Annotated in this window: 12 protein-coding genes and 1 other RNA gene; 7 read left to right on the top strand and 6 right to left on the bottom strand. The window is 50.7% G+C overall.

Features of this window, described 5'->3' with window-relative positions; translation table 11 throughout:
• Positions 1 to 211: 211 nt before the first annotated feature.
• Entirely contained in the window at positions 212 to 1198 is a 987-nt protein-coding gene (locus tag BBW69_RS09120; RefSeq protein WP_188211097.1) for a S49 family peptidase, read from the bottom strand.
• A 39-nt stretch (positions 1199 to 1237) separates the two neighbouring features.
• Entirely contained in the window at positions 1238 to 2038 is an 801-nt protein-coding gene (locus BBW69_RS09115) for a competence/damage-inducible protein A (RefSeq protein WP_188211096.1), read from the bottom strand.
• 124 nt (positions 2039 to 2162) lie between these two features.
• On the opposite strand from BBW69_RS09115, the gene argG reads away from it, so the two are divergent.
• The 3 genes from argG (at position 2163) to BBW69_RS09100 (ending at position 4696) form a co-directional block, all read left to right on the top strand.
• Positions 2163 to 3506, top strand: a complete 1344-nt coding sequence (gene argG / locus BBW69_RS09110) for an argininosuccinate synthase (RefSeq protein ID WP_188211095.1) — start codon at positions 2163 to 2165, stop codon at positions 3504 to 3506.
• Between the two features lie 98 nt (positions 3507 to 3604).
• Positions 3605 to 4054 (top strand): DUF3290 domain-containing protein, encoded by a 450-nt coding sequence (locus tag BBW69_RS09105; RefSeq protein WP_107960979.1) that lies wholly within the window; start codon positions 3605 to 3607, stop codon positions 4052 to 4054.
• 12 nt (positions 4055 to 4066) lie between these two features.
• Positions 4067 to 4696, top strand: coding sequence for a DUF421 domain-containing protein (locus tag BBW69_RS09100; protein WP_111727475.1), 630 nt, complete (start codon positions 4067 to 4069; stop codon positions 4694 to 4696).
• 124 nt (positions 4697 to 4820) lie between these two features.
• Here BBW69_RS09100 and sstT read toward each other — a convergent pair whose 3' ends face one another.
• Positions 4821 to 6041, bottom strand: a complete 1221-nt coding sequence (gene sstT / locus BBW69_RS09095; RefSeq protein ID WP_188211094.1) for a serine/threonine transporter SstT — start codon at positions 6039 to 6041, stop codon at positions 4821 to 4823.
• Positions 6042 to 6320: 279 nt separating this feature from the next.
• Between sstT and BBW69_RS09090 the strand changes: the two genes are divergently transcribed.
• The 3 genes from BBW69_RS09090 to BBW69_RS09080 all read left to right on the top strand — a co-directional run bounded on the left by BBW69_RS09090 (position 6321) and on the right by BBW69_RS09080 (position 14067).
• Complete coding sequence (locus tag BBW69_RS09090) at positions 6321 to 8147, top strand: autotransporter assembly complex family protein (protein ID WP_223170001.1); 1827 nt, start codon at positions 6321 to 6323, stop codon at positions 8145 to 8147.
• Between the two features lie 53 nt (positions 8148 to 8200).
• Entirely contained in the window at positions 8201 to 12355 is a 4155-nt protein-coding gene (locus BBW69_RS09085) for a translocation/assembly module TamB domain-containing protein (RefSeq protein WP_188211092.1), read from the top strand.
• 254 nt (positions 12356 to 12609) lie between these two features.
• Entirely contained in the window at positions 12610 to 14067 is a 1458-nt protein-coding gene (locus tag BBW69_RS09080) for an oligopeptide:H+ symporter (RefSeq protein ID WP_107860359.1), read from the top strand.
• A gap of 181 nt (positions 14068 to 14248) precedes the next feature.
• On the opposite strand, the gene rnpB is transcribed toward BBW69_RS09080, so the two are convergent.
• The 3 genes from rnpB to BBW69_RS09065 all read right to left on the bottom strand — a co-directional run bounded on the left by rnpB (position 14249) and on the right by BBW69_RS09065 (position 16787).
• Positions 14249 to 14608, bottom strand: an RNA gene (rnpB, locus tag BBW69_RS09075) — RNase P RNA component class A.
• Between the two features lie 78 nt (positions 14609 to 14686).
• Entirely contained in the window at positions 14687 to 15790 is a 1104-nt protein-coding gene (gene prfB / locus BBW69_RS09070; protein ID WP_188211091.1) for a peptide chain release factor 2, read from the bottom strand.
• Positions 15791 to 15893: 103 nt separating this feature from the next.
• Positions 15894 to 16787 carry a patatin-like phospholipase family protein gene (locus BBW69_RS09065; RefSeq protein ID WP_188211090.1) on the bottom strand — a complete coding sequence of 298 codons (894 nt, stop codon included), beginning with the start codon at positions 16785 to 16787 and terminating at the stop codon, positions 15894 to 15896.
• A gap of 226 nt (positions 16788 to 17013) precedes the next feature.
• On the opposite strand from BBW69_RS09065, the gene BBW69_RS09060 reads away from it, so the two are divergent.
• Positions 17014 to 17463 carry a DoxX family protein gene (locus BBW69_RS09060; protein WP_188211089.1) on the top strand — a complete coding sequence of 150 codons (450 nt, stop codon included), beginning with the start codon at positions 17014 to 17016 and terminating at the stop codon, positions 17461 to 17463.
• The last annotated feature ends 42 nt before the right edge of the window (positions 17464 to 17505 follow it).

Here is a 17505-nt window from a genome sequence, read left to right as displayed (position 1 = left end):
TCGTATTTTAGCGAATTTCAAAAACCTTTAAAAGGAAAACAGGCAAAAAAGTCCAATAAATACAATTATTTTATGATAACGATTATTATTTGAGTTTTGTAAATACCCTATCTGATTTTCCCTTTTCCGCTTACCCCTCGCATTCTTCCTTACCCGCATACGACAATGCCGTCTGAAAGCTTCAGACGGCATGGGATAATGTATGGTAAAACTATCGGACAGTCTGCAAGACTTCACGCACGCCGGCTTTAAGTTCCACCCCAAAACGCCTGCCCAATAGTGTGCCGAAATCGTCCTGCCGTGTGTAATCGACCAAATCCGGAGCTTTGACGACATTGCGCGCCACGCTGTAGACATTGCCGAGACCGTCTATCAATCCGACTTTCTGCGCATCCGCACCCGTGTACACCCGACCGCTGAACACATCGGGATACTGTTGGAACTTAAGTCGGCTGCCACGTCCTGCTTTAACAGCTTTGATAAATTCTCCGTGTATGCCGGTCAGCATTTCTTCCCAGATTTTCGACTGTTCGGGCGTTTCGGGAGAAAACGGATCGCCCATACCCTTGTTGCTGCCTGCAATTTTAACCCTGCGTTTCACGCCGATTTTTTCCATTAATTCAGTAGCATCAAAACTGCTGCCGATAACGCCGATGCTGCCGACGATGCTGGACGGGTCTGCATAAATTTTGTCTGCCGCCGCCGCAATATAGTAGCAGCCGGATGCACACATATCCTCCGCCACGAGATAAACGGGAATGTCGGGATGTTGCGCTTTCAGGCGGCGTATTTCCTCAAAGGCAGTATTGGATACGACAGGAGAGCCGCCCGGACTGTTGGCGCGGATGATAATGGCCTTTGCTTGCGGGTTTTTGTAGGCAGCTTCCATGCCGTCTTTCAGTTTCTTGACCTGATCTTCGACGCCGTTGCCGATTTCTCCGTACAGGTTGACGACTGCCGTATGCGGCGTATTGCCTTCCAGCCGCAACGCCGTTTCATCTTTACGGAAAATGCCGGCAAGCAGGGCAATCAAAATCAGGGTGCTGACGGCACGCCAAATGTTTTTCCACATCCGTTCCCTGCGCCTGTCCCGATAGGCAGACAGCAGCACTTCACGCATGATGTCGCGCTCCCAAGAAGTTTCCATGGTATTTTGGGCTTCGGAGGCTTCGTTTTCCCTCCTAATCCGATATTGCATACTTGACCTTTCTTAAAATATCCCGAAGGGCAGAACTGTTCATTCTGCCCGATTTTTCCGTTCTACGCCCATTGCGTCCAAGTTGTCGGACACCTCTTTCCACGCCGCATCCAGAAGCTGCACCGCCTCACCCTCTGCCTTAATGCCGAACTCGATATGCGGCCTGACTGCCGTTCCGTCCGCATTGCTCCAGCCGACGCTGGGCAGGCTGTAAGAACGCACGCCGGGATAAGTTTGTTCGATATACTCCATAAGCGGCGTCAACCGTGATTCCGGCTGCTCGAACACATACACGCTGCGGCTGCCGCGTTCGGTTTGGTTGAAGCGGTCGGCATAATAAGTATTCAAAACCCATTCGGCCATCGGGTGCGCCATCACAGGGAAGCCGGGGAAGAAATAATGCTCGCAGATGGAAAATCCGGCGATATTATTAAACGGATTGGGCACCAATTCCGCGCCTTCAGGAAAATCCGCCATCTTCAGGCGTTGGGCGTGTTCGGGCGAATCGAGCGGCTCGCCGCGTTTAAGGGTCACGCCTTCGATGAACTTGGCGGCTTCAGGATGGCGGACGATGGGCAAATCCAAAGCGGCGGCTGCGGCTTGGCGGGTGTGATCGTCGGGCGTGGCGCCGATACCGCCGGTAACGAAAGTCGGCATGCCGTCTGAAAAGCTGCGGCGCAGTTGTTTGACCAACAAATCAGGTTCGTCTGGCAGATATTGCACCTGATTGAGCTTCAGTCCGTGCGATTCCAATAAGGATTTAAAAAAGGCGAAATGCTTGTCTTGACGGCTGCCGTGCAGGATTTCGTCGCCGATGATGATAAGGTTGAACGCATTCATAATGTTTTCGGTTTTAAATACCGCCTGAAACGGCAGAATACCCGTTCAGACGGCATGATGGCTGACAATATTTTCTATTTATAAGATAATGGCTTTGATTTTTCAAGCTATCGAGGATTTTTTCATGAGCCAAAACCATACCATTTTACAAAATCTCCCCGTCGGTCAAAAAGTCGGCATCGCCTTCTCCGGCGGTCTTGATACCTCTGCCGCGCTGTTGTGGATGAAACTCAAAGGCGCGCTGCCTTATGCCTACACTGCCAACCTCGGCCAGCCCGACGAAGACGACTACAATGCCATTCCCAAAAAAGCGATGGAGTACGGTGCGGAAAACGCCCGCCTAATTGACTGCCGCGCGCAGTTGGCACACGAAGGTATCGCCGCCATCCAATGCGGCGCGTTCCACGTTTCCACCGGCGGCATCGCCTATTTCAACACCACGCCTCTGGGCCGCGCCGTGACCGGCACCATGCTCGTTTCCGCCATGAAAGAAGACGACGTCAATATCTGGGGCGACGGCAGCACCTACAAAGGCAACGACATCGAGCGTTTCTACCGCTACGGTTTGCTCACCAATCCCGCACTGAAAATCTACAAACCTTGGCTCGATCAACAATTTATCGACGAACTCGGCGGCCGTCACGAAATGAGCGAATTTCTGATTGCCAACGGTTTCAACTACAAAATGTCGGTTGAGAAAGCCTATTCTACCGACTCCAACATGCTCGGCGCCACCCACGAAGCCAAAGACTTGGAATTCCTCAACAGCGGCATCAAAATCGTTAAGCCCATCATGGGCGTTGCCTTCTGGGACGAAAACGTCGAAGTCAAACCCGAAGAAGTCAGCGTACGCTTTGAAGAAGGCGTGCCGGTTGCATTAAACGGCAAAGAATACGCCGATCCTGTCGAACTCTTCCTCGAAGCCAACCGCATCGGCGGCCGTCACGGCTTGGGCATGAGCGACCAAATCGAAAACCGCATCATCGAAGCCAAATCGCGCGGCATCTACGAAGCCCCGGGCATGGCGTTGTTCCACATCGCCTACGAACGCTTGGTTACCGGCATCCACAACGAAGACACCATCGAACAATACCGCATCAACGGCCTGCGCCTCGGCCGCCTGCTCTACCAAGGCCGCTGGTTCGACAGCCAAGCCCTCATGTTGCGCGAAACCGCCCAACGCTGGGTCGCCAAAGCCATCACCGGCGAAGTCACCCTCGAACTGCGTCGCGGCAACGACTACTCGATTCTGAACACCGAATCGCCTAACCTGACCTACCAACCGGAACGCCTGAGCATGGAAAAAGTCGAAGACGCCGCGTTCACTCCGCTCGACCGCATCGGCCAACTGACCATGCGCAACCTCGACATCACCGACACCCGCGCCAAACTGGGTATCTACTCTCAAAGCGGTTTGTTGGCATTGGGTGAAGGTTCGGTATTACCGCAGTTGGGCAATAAGAAATAAAGCAGCCCTGTCATTTGAGACTGTTGCAAACGGGAAAGGTCGTCTAAAATTCAGTTTTCAGACGACCTTTCTATTTTTTCCTCAAATCATTTGAAATCATGAAATTCTTTTCCCACTTTTATCTTGAAAACCATATGTATTTCAACGACTACTTGAAATACGTCCTGATTTTCGCCGCTCTTGTCATCCTACTGCTCGCCGTATCACAATACCTGCGCCACCGCATGGATACCAAATACCGCGACCTGAGCATTATCGCCTTACTGCTGCTCATCCTCATCAGCGGCATCCAATACCTCTCATACAGCGAACGCCAAAACTTCGCCGCCGACACCTCGCGCATGGTCGGTTTTCTCAATGCCCTGATTGAAAACCAAAAAGTGGAAAAACGCGACATCATTGTCAACAGCACGCACCTATACAACGGCATGATTATCGGCATCAAAAGCCAATATTACGAAGTCCATTTCAATCAAGACTTCTCCGCCTACACCCTGACCCCCACCAATCTGGTCAACAACAACATCGAACTCATCGACAAAGAATAACAGGACACACTCATGGAAGCATACTCCCTCCTTGCCCTCAAACTCCTCATGGGTATTTTAGGTTTGGTCTTTCAAATTAATATCTTAGGAAAAGGAAACCTCGCCCCCACTTCCGCTATGGACCAAGTACAAAACTATGTGCTTGGCGGCATCATCGGCGGCGTGATTTACAGCGACAGCGTCGGGCTGTTGCAATTTTTCCTCGTGCTGATTTTGTGGACGCTGTTGGTCTTGAGCCTGAAATTCATCAAAAACCACAACCGCTGGATCAAATCCGTAATTGACGGCAAATCTGTTTGGGTCATCATCAACGGTAAAATCCAAGCAGAAGAATGTATGAAAAACGGCATCAGCGCACACGATCTCATGTTCAAACTCCGCGCCGCCGGCATCTACGAAATCTCAGCCGTCAAACGCGCCGTGATGGAACAAAACGGGCAACTTACCGTCATCCAATACGGCGACGAAAGCCTGCGCTATCCGCTGATTACAGACGGTCAAGTCGATCCCGACATCCTCGAAATCATCAACCGCGATGAAGCGTGGCTGCAACAGGAACTCGACCGCCTCAAGCTCACTGCCGTGCAAGTCTATATCGGCGAATACATCGACGGGAAACTGGTGGCACATCCTTATCCGTAACCTCCGGGAATCCATAACGGATTTATCTCCCGCTTTCCCAAGCAAGTAGTGCGGACAACCGTCAAACACCTAAAAAAATGCCGTCTGAAACTTTACTGTTTCAGACGGCATTCCATATCCAAGCCTATTTCCTCTGTCTGCCCATATCGGCGGCGGCAGTAAACAAAACATCGGTTGAGGAATTCAACGCCGTTTCTGCCGAATCCTGAATCACGCCGATGATAAAGCCGACTGCAACCACCTGCATGGCGACATCGTTATTGATACCGAACAGGCTGCACGCTAAAGGAACCAGCAGAAGGGAACCGCCTGCCACGCCGGATGCGCCGCACGCACTGACGGTTGCCACCAGGCTCAAAAGCAACGCAGTGGCAAAATCAACATGAATCCCTTGAGTGTACGCGGCCGACATTGCCAATACGGTAATCGTAATCGCCGCACCCGCCATATTGATGGTTGCACCCAAAGGAATGGAAATCGAATAAGTATCTTCATGCAAACCCAACTTTTTCGCCAAAGCCATATTGACAGGAATATTGGCAGCAGAAGAACGGGTAAAGAAAGCATATACGCCGCTTTCGCGCAAACAGGTAAACACCAGTGGATAAGGATTGCTGCGGATTTTCCACCACACGATGACCGGATTGACCACCAATGCGATAAACACCATACAGCCAAGCAAGACAGCAAGCAGCTTCACATAACCGGAAAGCGCGCCGAAACCTGTTTCCGCAATCGTGGACGATACCAAACCAAAAATACCCAGAGGGGCAAAGCGGATAATCCATTTCACAACAGTAGAAACCGCTTCCGCCAAATCGGCGACGACCTGCCGCGTTACGTCCGAACCATGATTGCGCAATGCCGCACCCAAAACCAAAGCCCAAGCCAAAATACCGATATAGTTGGCATTGGCAATCGCATTAACCGGGTTGGCAACCAAACTCATCAGCAGGGATTTCAAAACCTCCACAATACCGGAAGGAGGCGCATTGGATACCTCGCCTGCACCCGCCAATACGATGTGTACGGGAAACACCATGCTGGCCACTACCGCCACGACGGCGGCGGCAAATGTTCCAATCAAATATAAAATGATAATAGGCTTGATAAACGCCTCATTGCCTTTTTGATGCTGCGCAACGGCTGCTGCGACCAAAACAAAAACCAAAACAGGGGCAACGGCTTTAAGCGCACCGACAAACAGGCTGCCAAAAAGACCTGCCGCCAAACCCAGTTGCGGTGAAACCGAACCGATTACAATACCCAACACCAAACCGACGGCAATCTGTTTGACCAGGCTGACACTGTTAATCGCATTAAGTAAGGATCTGCCGAATGCCATTATTCTTCCTTATGTTGTTATATGTTAAGAAACGTTGTATTTTAAAAGAAATCTCATCTCCCGTGTTTTTTTATTTTTTCCGCATGCCGATTTAAAACAAAATACCATCAAACAAATAAATAAAGACACAACAAACCACAACCGTTAAAATGCCCGAAATTTATATGCCGTCTGAAATACCTTATCCCTTTCAAACAATATAAGGCAGCCGTTCAAAACCCAGTAGAAACGATGTTAGAATCAAAAAGACCGACACTACCGCCCGACACGCATACCATTATGATCAAACTGACCACCCCGCTCCTTCTGGCTCTATCTTTCTTCCCATCCGCACATGCGCTTGCTGCCGACCATACCGAAGATAAGGCAAAGGGTTCGATACTGACGAAAAATAAAAATACAGACACTGAATCGGTCAAATTAAAACCCAAATTTCCCATCAGTATCGATACGCAAGACAGTGAAATTAAAGATATGATAGAAGAACACCTGCCGCTCATCACACAGCAGCAGGAAGAGGTTTTGGATAAGGAACAGGTGGGCTTCCTTGCCGAAGAAGCACCGGACAACGTCAAAACCATGCTCCGCAGCAAAGGCTATTTCAACAGCAAAGTCAGCCTGACGGAAAAAAACGGCGGCTACACAGTACATATCATACCCGGCCCGCGCACCAAAATCAGCAATGTCAGCGTCGCCATCCTCGGCGACATCCTTTCAGACGGCAACCTTGCCGAATACTACCGCAACGCCATGTCAAACTGGCAGCAGCCGGTGGGCAGCGATTTTAATCAGGACGACTGGGAAAGCAGCAAAACATCCGTTCTCAGCGCGGTAACGCGCAAAGGTTATCCCCTGGCCAAACTCGGCAATACGCAGGCTACCGTCAACCCGGATACCGCCACCGCCGATTTGAACGTCATTGTAGACAGCAACCGCCCCATATTATTCGGCAACTTTGAAATCACCGGCACACAGCGTTACCCTGAACAAATCGTTTCCGGCCTTGCGCGTTTCCAGCCCGGTATGCCGTACGACCTAGACCTGTTACTCGACCTCCAACAGGCCCTCGAACAAAACGGACATTATTCCGGCGCATCCGTACAAGCAGACTTCGACCACCTTCAAGACGACCGCGTTCCCGTCAAAGTCAACGTAACCGAAGTCAAACGCCACAAACTCGAAACCGGCGTACGGCTTGATTCGGAATACGGTTTGGGCGGCAGGATCGCCTACGACCATTACAACCTCTTCAACAAAGGCTATATCGGTTCGGTCGTTTGGGATATGGACAAATACGAAACCACGCTTGCCGCCGGTATCAGCCAACCCCGCAACTACAGGGGCAAATACTGGACAACCAACGTTTCCTACAACCGTTCGACCACTCAAAACCTCGAAAAACGCTCCCTCTCCAGCGGCATATGGCATGTACGCGACCGTAACGGCATCGATGCGCGGCTGGGTGTGGAATTCCTTGTAGAAGACCGAAAAATTCCCGATACGGATTACGATTTGGGAAAAAGCCATGCCACCATGCTGACCGCATCATGGAAACGACAGTTGCTCAACAGCGAACTGCACCCTGAAAACGGCTATTACCTGGACGGCAAAATCGGTACGACTTTGGGCAAATTCCTGTCCTCTACCGTTCTGACGCGTGCCTCCGCCCGTGCCGGCTATTTCTTCACGCCCGAAAACAAAAAAATCGGTACGTTCATCATACGCGGTCAGGCAGGGTACACCGTTGCCCGCAAAGATGCCGAAGTTCCTTCAGGGTTGATGTTCCGCAGCGGCGGCGCGTCCTCCGTACGCGGTTACGAACTCGACAGTATCGGACTTGCAGGTCCGAACGGATCGGTTCTGCCCGAGCGTGCCGTCTTTGTGGGCAGCCTGGAATACCAACTGCCGTTTACGCGCACCCTTTCCGGCGCGGTGTTCCACGATATGGGCGATGTCTCCACCAATTTCAAACACATGACGCTGAAACACGGCTCCGGTTTGGGTGTGCGCTGGTTCAGTCCGCTCGCACCGTTTTCCTTCGATATTGCCTACGGGCACAGCGATAGAAAAATCCGTTGGCACATCAGCCTGGGAACACGCTTCTAAACCGGTATAGCCGTTTCAGACGGCACCGACGCAACTATTTTGAAACAGACACCATGACCGATACTTCACCGACCGTCAACGACACACGACAAATGCCGTCTGAAAACCGCCCTACCCCGCCGGTAAAAAAACGCAAACTGTTCCGTAAATCGGCAGCGGTATTGCTGTGCATCCTCATCCTGATAACGTCGTTTGCCGGCTGGCTTGCCGGTACGGAATCCGGTTTACGCTTCGGTCTGTACAAGATTCCGTCATGGTTCGGCGTAAACATCTCTTCCAAAAACCTCAAAGGTACGCTGATAGCCGGATTTGACGGCGACAACTGGTCGATAGAAACCGAAGGTGCCGACATCACCGTCAGCCGTTTCCGATTCGATTGGAAACCGTCCGAGCTGATACGCCGCCGCCTGCACATTACCGAAATATCCGCCGGCGACATTTCCATCGTTACCAAACCGACCCCGCCTAAAGAAGAGCGTCCGGCACAAGGGCTGCCGGACAGTATAGACCTGCCTGCCGCCGTATCCGTCGACCGCTTTGAAACAGGTAAAATCAGCGTGGGCAAAGCCTTTGACAAACAAACCGTCTATCTCGAAAGGCTGGATGCTTCATACCGTTATGACATCAAAGGACACCGCCTCGACCTGAAAACCGCCGACACCCCGTGGAGCAAATCGACCGGTGCAGTCGTAATCGGTCTGAAAAAACCTTTTGTCCTCAACACCGCCATCTACACCAAAGGCGAACTGGAAGGCGAAACCATACACGGTACGGCGCGCCTGTGGGGTAGTTTGCAGGATATGCACACCGACCTGATACTGGATGGCGACAATATCCATTTATCGGGGAAATCCATCATCCACCCGTTTGCCGAATCATTGGATAAAACATTGGAAGAAGTGCTGATTAAAGGATTCAACATCAATCCGTCCGCCTTCCTGCCCTCCCTACCCAAAGCAAGGCTTAACTTTGACCTGACCGCCATTCCGTCTTTTTCAGACGGCATCGCACTGGATGGTTCTCTCGACCTGGAAAATACCGAGGCCGGTTTTGCCGACCGCAACAGCATCCCCGTCCGACAGATTTTGGGAGACTTCGTCATCGGTCAGGATGGTGTGGTACATATTGATGATGCGGGCATTGCCCTGCTCGAACGGGGAAATATCAACCTGTCCGGCGATATCGATACCGGAAAAAACATCCTGCAACTGGATATAGGCATAGACTCTGTCGGCTCGGATGATGTGATTCAAACCGCAATCAACGGCAGGTTGAACGGAAATATCGGCATCAAAGGCCCAACCGCCTCACCCGGCATCACTTGGAAACTCAGCAACGGTACGGCACGCACGCACGGCAGTCTGGGTATTGAAAGCGACCCCGCAAACGGACAGCAAAAACTGGTGTTCGACACCGTTAGCATTGAAGCAGGGCAAGGCAGCTTGACCGCGCAAGGCTACCTCGAACTGTTTAAAGACCGCCTGCTCAAACTCGATATCCGCTCCCAAGCATTCAACCCCGCACATATCGACCCGAAGTTTCCATCAGGTAATATCAACGGCTCAATAAACCTTGCAGGAGAACTCGCAAAAGAGCAGTTTTCAGGCAAAATGCGGTTTTCTCCCAGCATACTCAACGGTGTACCGCTTAACGGCCATGCCGATATTATTTACGAATCCCGCCACCTTCCGCGTGCCCTGATTGATTTGCGTCTGGGGCAGAACATTATTAAAACAGACGGCAGCTTCGGTAAAAAAGGAGACCGTCTCAACCTCAATATCACCGCCCCCGATTTATCCCGTTTCGGTTTCGGACTGGAAGGCTTGTTAAACATACACGGCCATCTTTCCGGGGACCCGTCCGAAGGCATCAAAACATTTGAAACCAACCTTTCCGGTACGGCACGCGGCCTGCATATCGGCAAAGCGGCAAACATCCGTTCCCTCGATTTCACGCTCAAAGGTTCGCCCGATATAAACCGTCCGCTCCATGCCGACATAAAAGGCAGCAGCCTCTCCGTATCCGGCGGGTCGGCAGTTATCGACACTGCCGACCTGACACTGGACGGCACGGGCGCGCAACACCGTATCCGTACGCATGCCTCCATGACACTGAACGGCAAACCGTTCAAATTTGACTTGGACGCTTCAGGCGGTATCAACAAGGCACTTACCCTATGGAAAGGCAGTATTAGTGTTTTCGACATCGGCGGCGCATTCAACCTCAAGTTACAAAACCGTATGATGCTTGAAGCCGGCGCGGAACGTGTGGCCATGAGTACGGCAAACTGGCGAGCTATGGGCGGCAGCCTGAATCTGCAACACTTTTCTTGGGATAAAAAAAGCGGCATATCGGCAAAAGGCAACGCACACAGCCTGCACATTGCCGAGCTGCACAATTTCTACAAACCGCCTGTCGAACATAATCTGGTTTTGGACGGAGATTGGGATGTCGCCTACGGGCATAATGCGCACGGCTACCTCAACATCAGCCGCCAAAGCGGGGATGTCGTATTAGACGGGAAACATGCTTTGGGCTTGAATGCGCTTTCCTTAAAAACCCGTTTCCAAAACAACCGCATCGAAACCCTGCTTGACAGCGGCACGCGTTTCGGACGGATTAATGCCGATTTGGATATCGGCAACGCCTTCGGCGGTAATATGGCTGCCGCCCCGATTGGCGGGAGGATTACCGTTTCTCTTCCCGATTTCGGTGCATTCAAACCCTTTCTGCCCGCTACCGTACAAAATATCACCGGCAACCTGAACGCCGACGCGCATATCGGCGGACGGGTAAGCTCTCCGTCCGTCAACGCCGCTGTCAACGGTAGCAGCAACTACGGGAAAATCAACGGCAACATCACAATCGGGCAAAGTAATTCTTTCAGTACCTCGCCCCTGGGCGGGAAACTCAACCTGACTGTTGCCGATGCCGAAGTATTCCGCAACTTCCTACCGGTCGGACAAACCGTCAAAGGCAGCCTGAATGCCGCCGTAACCCTTGGCGGTAACATTGCCAATCCGCACTTGGGCGGCAGCATCAACGGCGAAAAACTCTACTACCGCAACCAATCCCAAGGCATCATCTTGGATAACGGTTCACTGCGCTCCCATATAGAGGGTAGGAAATGGATAATTGACAGCTTGAAATTCCGTCATGAAGGGACGGCGGAACTCTCCGGCACGGTCAGTATGGAAAACAGCGAACCCGATGTCGATATCAGCGCGGTATTCGACAAATACCGCATCCTGTCCCGCCCTAACCGCCGCCTTCTGGTTTCCGGCAATACGCGCCTGCTCTATTCTCCGCAAAAAGGCATATCCGTTACCGGTATGATTAAAACAGATCAAGGATTGTTCGGCTCACAAAAATCCTCAATGCCGTCTGTCGGGGATGATGTCGTCGTATTAGGAGAACCCAAAAAAGAAGCTGCCACAACCCTCCCCGTCAGCATGAACCTTACCTTGGATTTAAACGACAATATCCGCTTCGTCGGTTATGGTGCAGACGTTACCGCAGGCGGCAAGCTGACCCTGACCTCGCATCCTGGAGAGAGCGTACAGGGAATAGGTACGGTGCACATTGTCAAAGGACGTTATAAAGCATACGGGCAGGATTTGGACATCACCAAAGGCAGGGTTTCCTTTGTCGGACCGCTCAATGCCCCCAACCTCAACATTCGTGCCGAACGCCGCCTTTCCCCTGTGGGGGCGGGTGTAGAAATTTTAGGCAGCCTCAACAGTCCGCGCGTTACCCTGACTGCAAACGAACCGATGAGTGAAAAAGACAAGCTCTCATGGCTCGTCCTCAACCGTGCCAGCAGCGGCAGCAGCAGCGACAACGATACCCTGTCTGCCGCCGCAGGCGCACTACTTGCCGGACAAATCAACGACCGAATCGGACTGGTGGATGATTTGGGATTTACCAGCAAACGCAGCAGAAACGCGCAAACCGGCGAACTTAATCCCGCCGAACAGGTACTGACTATCGGCAAACAACTCACCGGCGATCTCTACATCGGATACGAATACGGCATTTCCAGTGCAGAACAGTCCATCAAAATGGTTTACCAGTTGACTCGTGCCATACAGGCGGTTGCCCGTATCGGCAGCCGTTCGTCGGGCGGCGAGCTGAAATACACCATACGTTTCGACCGTTTCTTCGGTTCAGACAAAAAAGACTCCGCGGAAAACGGCAAAGAAAAATAGTCGGATTTCAGACGGCAAAGCCAACGATTCAAGCTGCGCCGTCTGCAAATCACACCGTCAAAAAGAGCTTTTACTTAAATACAATTTATTGAATTTAAACGATTATTAAATGAATTTAGTACAAAAAACCGTAATAATCTATTTGACAATACATAAAAATATCGGTTACAACCGGATTTGATACAAGAAAAATACCGATGCCGTCTGCAACCGTTTCAGACGGCATTACGAGAAAATCTTTTAGGAGAATCCACATGTCCCAACACTCCTCCTGCTCCGAAGAAAAAAAATTCTTTGGGCATCCCTTCCAGCTTTCCACCCTCTTCCATATTGAATTGTGGGAACGTTTTTCCTTCTACGGAATGCAGGGCATCCTGCTGATTTACCTCTACTACACTGCCGACAAAGGAGGTTTGGGGATAGACAAAACCCTTGCAGGCGGTATTGTCGGCGCATACAGCGGCAGCGTGTACCTGTCCACCATTTTGGGCGCGTGGTTTGCCGACCGAGTATGGGGTGCGGAAAAAACCCTCTTCCTCTCGGGCATCGTCGTGATGCTCGGACACATCGTCCTTGCCGCAGCACCGGGCCTGTACGGCCTTTTAATCGGGCTGATATTCATCGCATTGGGCAGCGGCGGCGTGAAATCTACGGCCAGTTCAATGGTGGGCGCATTATACGAACAAGACGAAATGCGCCCGCTACGCGATGCAGGTTTCTCCATCTTCTACATTGCCATCAACATCGGCGGCTTCTTAGGCCCCTTATTGACCGGACTGCTTCAAGAAAACATCGGTTTCCATTATGGATTTGGCGCAGCAGCGGTCGGTATGGCATTCGGCTTGTGGCGTTATTCCTTGGGCCGTAAAAACCTCCCACATCCCACAGTTCCCCATCCGCTTTCAAAAGGACAAGGCAAAACTGCGGCCGCCATCGGCATTGCCTTTATTGCCGCACTTGCAACCGCTATCAAAACCGGGCTTATCAACGTCGACAATTTCTCCACCGTCCTACTGTCTACCATCATCCTTGCCGTAATCGTCTATTTTACCCGGTTGCTAACCAATCCCCACGTTAGTTCCGACAACAAACGGCACATCATCGCCTATATGCCCCTTTTCCTGACCATCTGTATGTTTTGGGCGGTCTGGTTTCAAGTCTATACGGTCGCCACAGTCTATTTTGACGAAACCGTTAACCGCACCATAGGATCATTTACCATACCGGTCTCATGGAAAGACTCCATACAAAGCATGTGGGTTATCCTCTTTTCCGGCGTAATGGCGGCTATTTGGACCAAAATGGGGCGTAAACAGCCTAAAACCCCCCTTAAATTTGCTATGGCGGTATTTGTAACCGGCGCATCCTTTCTCTGTTTCATTCCCTTTATCTCATCAGGCACCCCGATGCCTATTATGGTTTTCTCACTGATTATCCTTGCCATCACGATAGGCGAATTGATGATTTCCCCGATTGCGCTATCCATTTCCACCAAAATTGCCCCTCCTTTATTCAAAACACAAATGGTCGCCCTCAACTTTCTTGCTTTTTCATTAGGTTTTACTTTGGGAGGAGTATTGTTTGAAAAAGGTTATCATGCCGGTAACGACATCGGATTTTACCAACTGCTCTTCTACATCGGTGCAGCAACAGGCACATTACTCCTGCTGCTTATCCCTGTTTTAAATAAAATGCTGAAAGGTATAGACTGAAGCCTGTTTTTGCCACAAAAATGCCGTCTGAAAACCTTCAGACGGCATTCTTCATATAATCCCCAATACCATTCGTATTGCAACCCGACATTATTTAGGATGCCTATTTCCTTTCCGATATACCGAAATAAAATGCCGTCTGAAACATTCGTTGTATCAGACGGCACTTTTATGTCGGATGCACACCGGACAGGCGGTAAGCCGGGTTCTGTCTCGGACAGTCATTCCTCTAGGCATACCGTTGCCGGTATGCTCAAGCAACCTACCCGAACGCTCGGCGGGCAGCGTCATTGCGTTCTGTTTGGTCTTGCTCCGAATGGGGTTTGGCCTGCCGCATATTGTTACCAAATGCGCGGTGCGCCCTTACCGCACCTTTTCACCCTTACCTGTGCTGCCAAAGCAGCCATCGGCGGTTTTGCTTTCTGTTCCACTTTCCGTCGCGTTACCGCGCCCGGCCGTTAACCGGCATTCTACCCTGCGGAGCCCGGACTTTCCTCCCCGTATGCCTTACGCGATACGCGGCGACTGTCTGCCCATCCCGTGTGCGGCGCGGATTATAACACGAAACGCAAAAATGCCGTCTGAAACGGTACAGGTTTCAGACGGCATACAGTCTAAACTACACGCCTTGTTTCAGGCTGGCTTCGATAAAGCCGTCCAAGTCGCCGTCCAATACGGCTTTGGTGTTGCCGACTTCGTAGCCTGTGCGCAAGTCTTTAATGCGTGAGGAATCCAAAACGTATGAGCGGATTTGGCTGCCCCAACCTACATCGGATTTACCTTCTTCCAATGCCTGTTTCTCTTCGTTGCGTTTGCGCATTTCCAATTCGTACAGTTTGGATTTCAACATTTCCATCGCGGCGGCTTTGTTGGCGTGTTGCGAACGGTCGTTTTGACACTGCACCACAATCCCCGTCGGCTCGTGGGTGATGCGCACGGCGGAGTCGGTTTTATTGATGTGCTGGCCGCCCGCACCCGATGCGCGGTAGGTGTCGATACGCAAATCGGCGGGGTTGATTTCGATTTCGATGGAATCATCGACTTCGGGATAGGCAAACACGGAAGCAAACGAAGTATGGCGTTTGTTGTTCGAGTCAAACGGCGAGTAACGCACCAAGCGGTGAACGCCAGTTTCGGTACGCAGCAAACCGTAGGCGTATTCGCCTTCCACTCGGATAGTCGCGCGGTTGATGCCCGCGATTTCGCCGTCGTCTTCTTCGAGGATTTCGATTTTGAAGCCTTTGCGCTCGGCGTAGCGGCTGTACATGCGGAACAGCATACCCGCCCAGTCTTCCGCTTCCGTACCGCCCGCGCCTGCGGTGATGTCGATAAAGCAGTTGTTCGGGTCGGCGGGCTGGTTGAACATCCGTTTGAACTCCAAATCCGCCATCTGTTTTTCCAGTTCCGACACGTCTTCCTGCACGGCGGCGAAACCTTCTTCGTCGTTTTCTTCGACGGTCATTTCAATCAGCATGCGGTTGTCTTCGATGCCCGACGCGATGTTATCGAGCGTCAACACGATGCCTTCGAGGATTTTGCGCTCTTTGCCGATTTCTTGGGCGCGTTTCGGGTCGTTCCACAGCTCAGGGTCTTCAGAAAGGCCGATGACTTCTTCCAATCGGTCTTTCTTACCCTGATAATCCATATAAACGCGGATGTCTTCGCTGCGCTTTTCCAAATCGTTCAAGGTATTGTTGAGCTGGTTGATTACTTCGGCTTCCATGATTCTTTTGTTCTTTCAAAATTTTAGGGGCGTATTGTACGGGATTCGGGTATTTTTTTCTATGGATAAAGCCTTCTGGAAACACGTTCAGACGGCATGACTGTCAATAACGGTATGCCGCCAGTTTACGTTTAATTTCAGGCAATGCGGCACGTGCGGCCTCTTCACCCAACCGGATGGCGCGTTTTTTCTGATCGAATCCGCCAACAGACCCCAAATCCAACACCTGCGGTTTGATGACGACATTTGCCTGCCCCAATTCGTTTTGCAGTGCGGAAACGCTCATTACGTTCAGTGTCTGATCGAGATAAGAGAAGAACCCTTGATTGACATTTTTGCTCGGACGTGCGGAAATATCGACGGCAATGACAAAATTCGCCCCCTGCCGCCTGGCCGAACTGACAGGTACTGGCTGAGACAGACCGCCGTCAACATATTTGTGCCTGCCGATGATGACTGGCTGGAACACATTGGGAATTGCTGCGGAAGCACGAACCGCCTGTCCGACATTCCCCTGATTGAAAGCGACGGCTTTGCCGGTTTCAAAATCAGTGGCAACGGCGGCAAATTTAATGGGAAACTGCTGGATTTGCAATCCGCCGACCTTTTGGTTGATATAAGCCTGCAGTTTTTCACCTTTGATAAAACCACTGGTGGACAAGGTTAAATCGACTAAATCCGTTTTACCTAAAATCTCGGCTTCCAATTCAAGGCGGTCTGGAGACATTCCTGATGCATAAAGACTGCCGACTATCGAACCTGCCGATGTACCGGTTACAACCTTAACAGGAATACCATTTTCTTTCAAAACCTTAATAATCCCTATATGGGCAAATCCTTTGGATGCCCCACCACCGAGAGCCAAACCGACCACTGCAGTAGGTTTAGAGGTTTGTACGGGTTTGCGTGCAGTTTGGCTCCCTGTCGTACCGCATGCAGTAAACAGCAAAATTGCCGGCACAGCCCAAAACTGTTTTATTTTTGAAAAATTTAACATATTTATTATTCCTTTACCTGATACAGTCACTGCATTCTACACATTTTCCAATATTAGGAATTATCTCATAACGGCCCCATTCCCTAAACATCAACCTCATTCCCTTTACTCTATTAGTAGAATATTTATTATATATATTCAATATGTTACTAAAATTTTAATGATTCAGTGTAAGTTTTACATATAAGTATCGTCTAATAACATATCAATAGAAACAGGAAATTTTATGAAAAACGGAACAATCTGGCAGACGGCATTGTCCATGCTGATTTTACGTTTGTTTGCCGCATATGAATTTTTAGAATCAGGTTTGCAAAAATGGAACGGGGAAAACTGGTTTTCAGAAATTAACAGCCAATTCCCTTTCCCATTTAACATCTTTCCTGACAGCTTAAACTGGAATCTCGCCATGTATGCAGAGCTCTTGTTACCTGTCTTATTACTCTTAGGACTGGCAACACGCCTTTCAGCATTAGGACTGATAATAGTTACTGCTGTCGCATGGGCTGCAGTTCATGCCGGTTTGGGCTACAATGTCTGCGACAACGGCTATAAAATGGCTTTAATCTATATCGTGGTTTTGATTCCCCTACTGCTTCAAGGAGCGGGTACTTGGTCGCTTGACCAACTGATCAAACACCGTTTTCACGCCAAATGCCGTCTGAAAAACAATTGATTCGGTCGAGGAAGGCGACTTTAAAAACTTCCAACTTAACTG

Origin of the sequence: Neisseria sp. RH3002v2f, assembly GCF_014596375.1 — a bacterium.
Classification (GTDB): Bacteria; Pseudomonadota; Gammaproteobacteria; order Burkholderiales; family Neisseriaceae; genus Neisseria; species Neisseria cinerea.
Note: the sequence above shows the minus strand (reverse complement) of the source record. Positions and strands in the feature narration are given on the sequence as shown.

Coding starts and splice junctions, on each gene's coding strand:
- BBW69_RS09120 (WP_188211097.1), bottom strand. CDS start 1,198: ATGCAATATCGGATTAGGAGGGAAAACGAAGCCTCCGAAGCCCAAAAT.
- BBW69_RS09115 (WP_188211096.1), bottom strand. CDS start 2,038: ATGAATGCGTTCAACCTTATCATCATCGGCGACGAAATCCTGCACGGC.
- argG (WP_188211095.1), top strand. CDS start 2,163: ATGAGCCAAAACCATACCATTTTACAAAATCTCCCCGTCGGTCAAAAA.
- BBW69_RS09105 (WP_107960979.1), top strand. CDS start 3,605: ATGAAATTCTTTTCCCACTTTTATCTTGAAAACCATATGTATTTCAAC.
- BBW69_RS09100 (WP_111727475.1), top strand. CDS start 4,067: ATGGAAGCATACTCCCTCCTTGCCCTCAAACTCCTCATGGGTATTTTA.
- sstT (WP_188211094.1), bottom strand. CDS start 6,041: ATGGCATTCGGCAGATCCTTACTTAATGCGATTAACAGTGTCAGCCTG.
- BBW69_RS09090 (WP_223170001.1), top strand. CDS start 6,321: ATGATCAAACTGACCACCCCGCTCCTTCTGGCTCTATCTTTCTTCCCA.
- BBW69_RS09085 (WP_188211092.1), top strand. CDS start 8,201: ATGACCGATACTTCACCGACCGTCAACGACACACGACAAATGCCGTCT.
- BBW69_RS09080 (WP_107860359.1), top strand. CDS start 12,610: ATGTCCCAACACTCCTCCTGCTCCGAAGAAAAAAAATTCTTTGGGCAT.
- prfB (WP_188211091.1), bottom strand. CDS start 15,790: ATGGAAGCCGAAGTAATCAACCAGCTCAACAATACCTTGAACGATTTG.
- BBW69_RS09065 (WP_188211090.1), bottom strand. CDS start 16,787: ATGTTAAATTTTTCAAAAATAAAACAGTTTTGGGCTGTGCCGGCAATT.
- BBW69_RS09060 (WP_188211089.1), top strand. CDS start 17,014: ATGAAAAACGGAACAATCTGGCAGACGGCATTGTCCATGCTGATTTTA.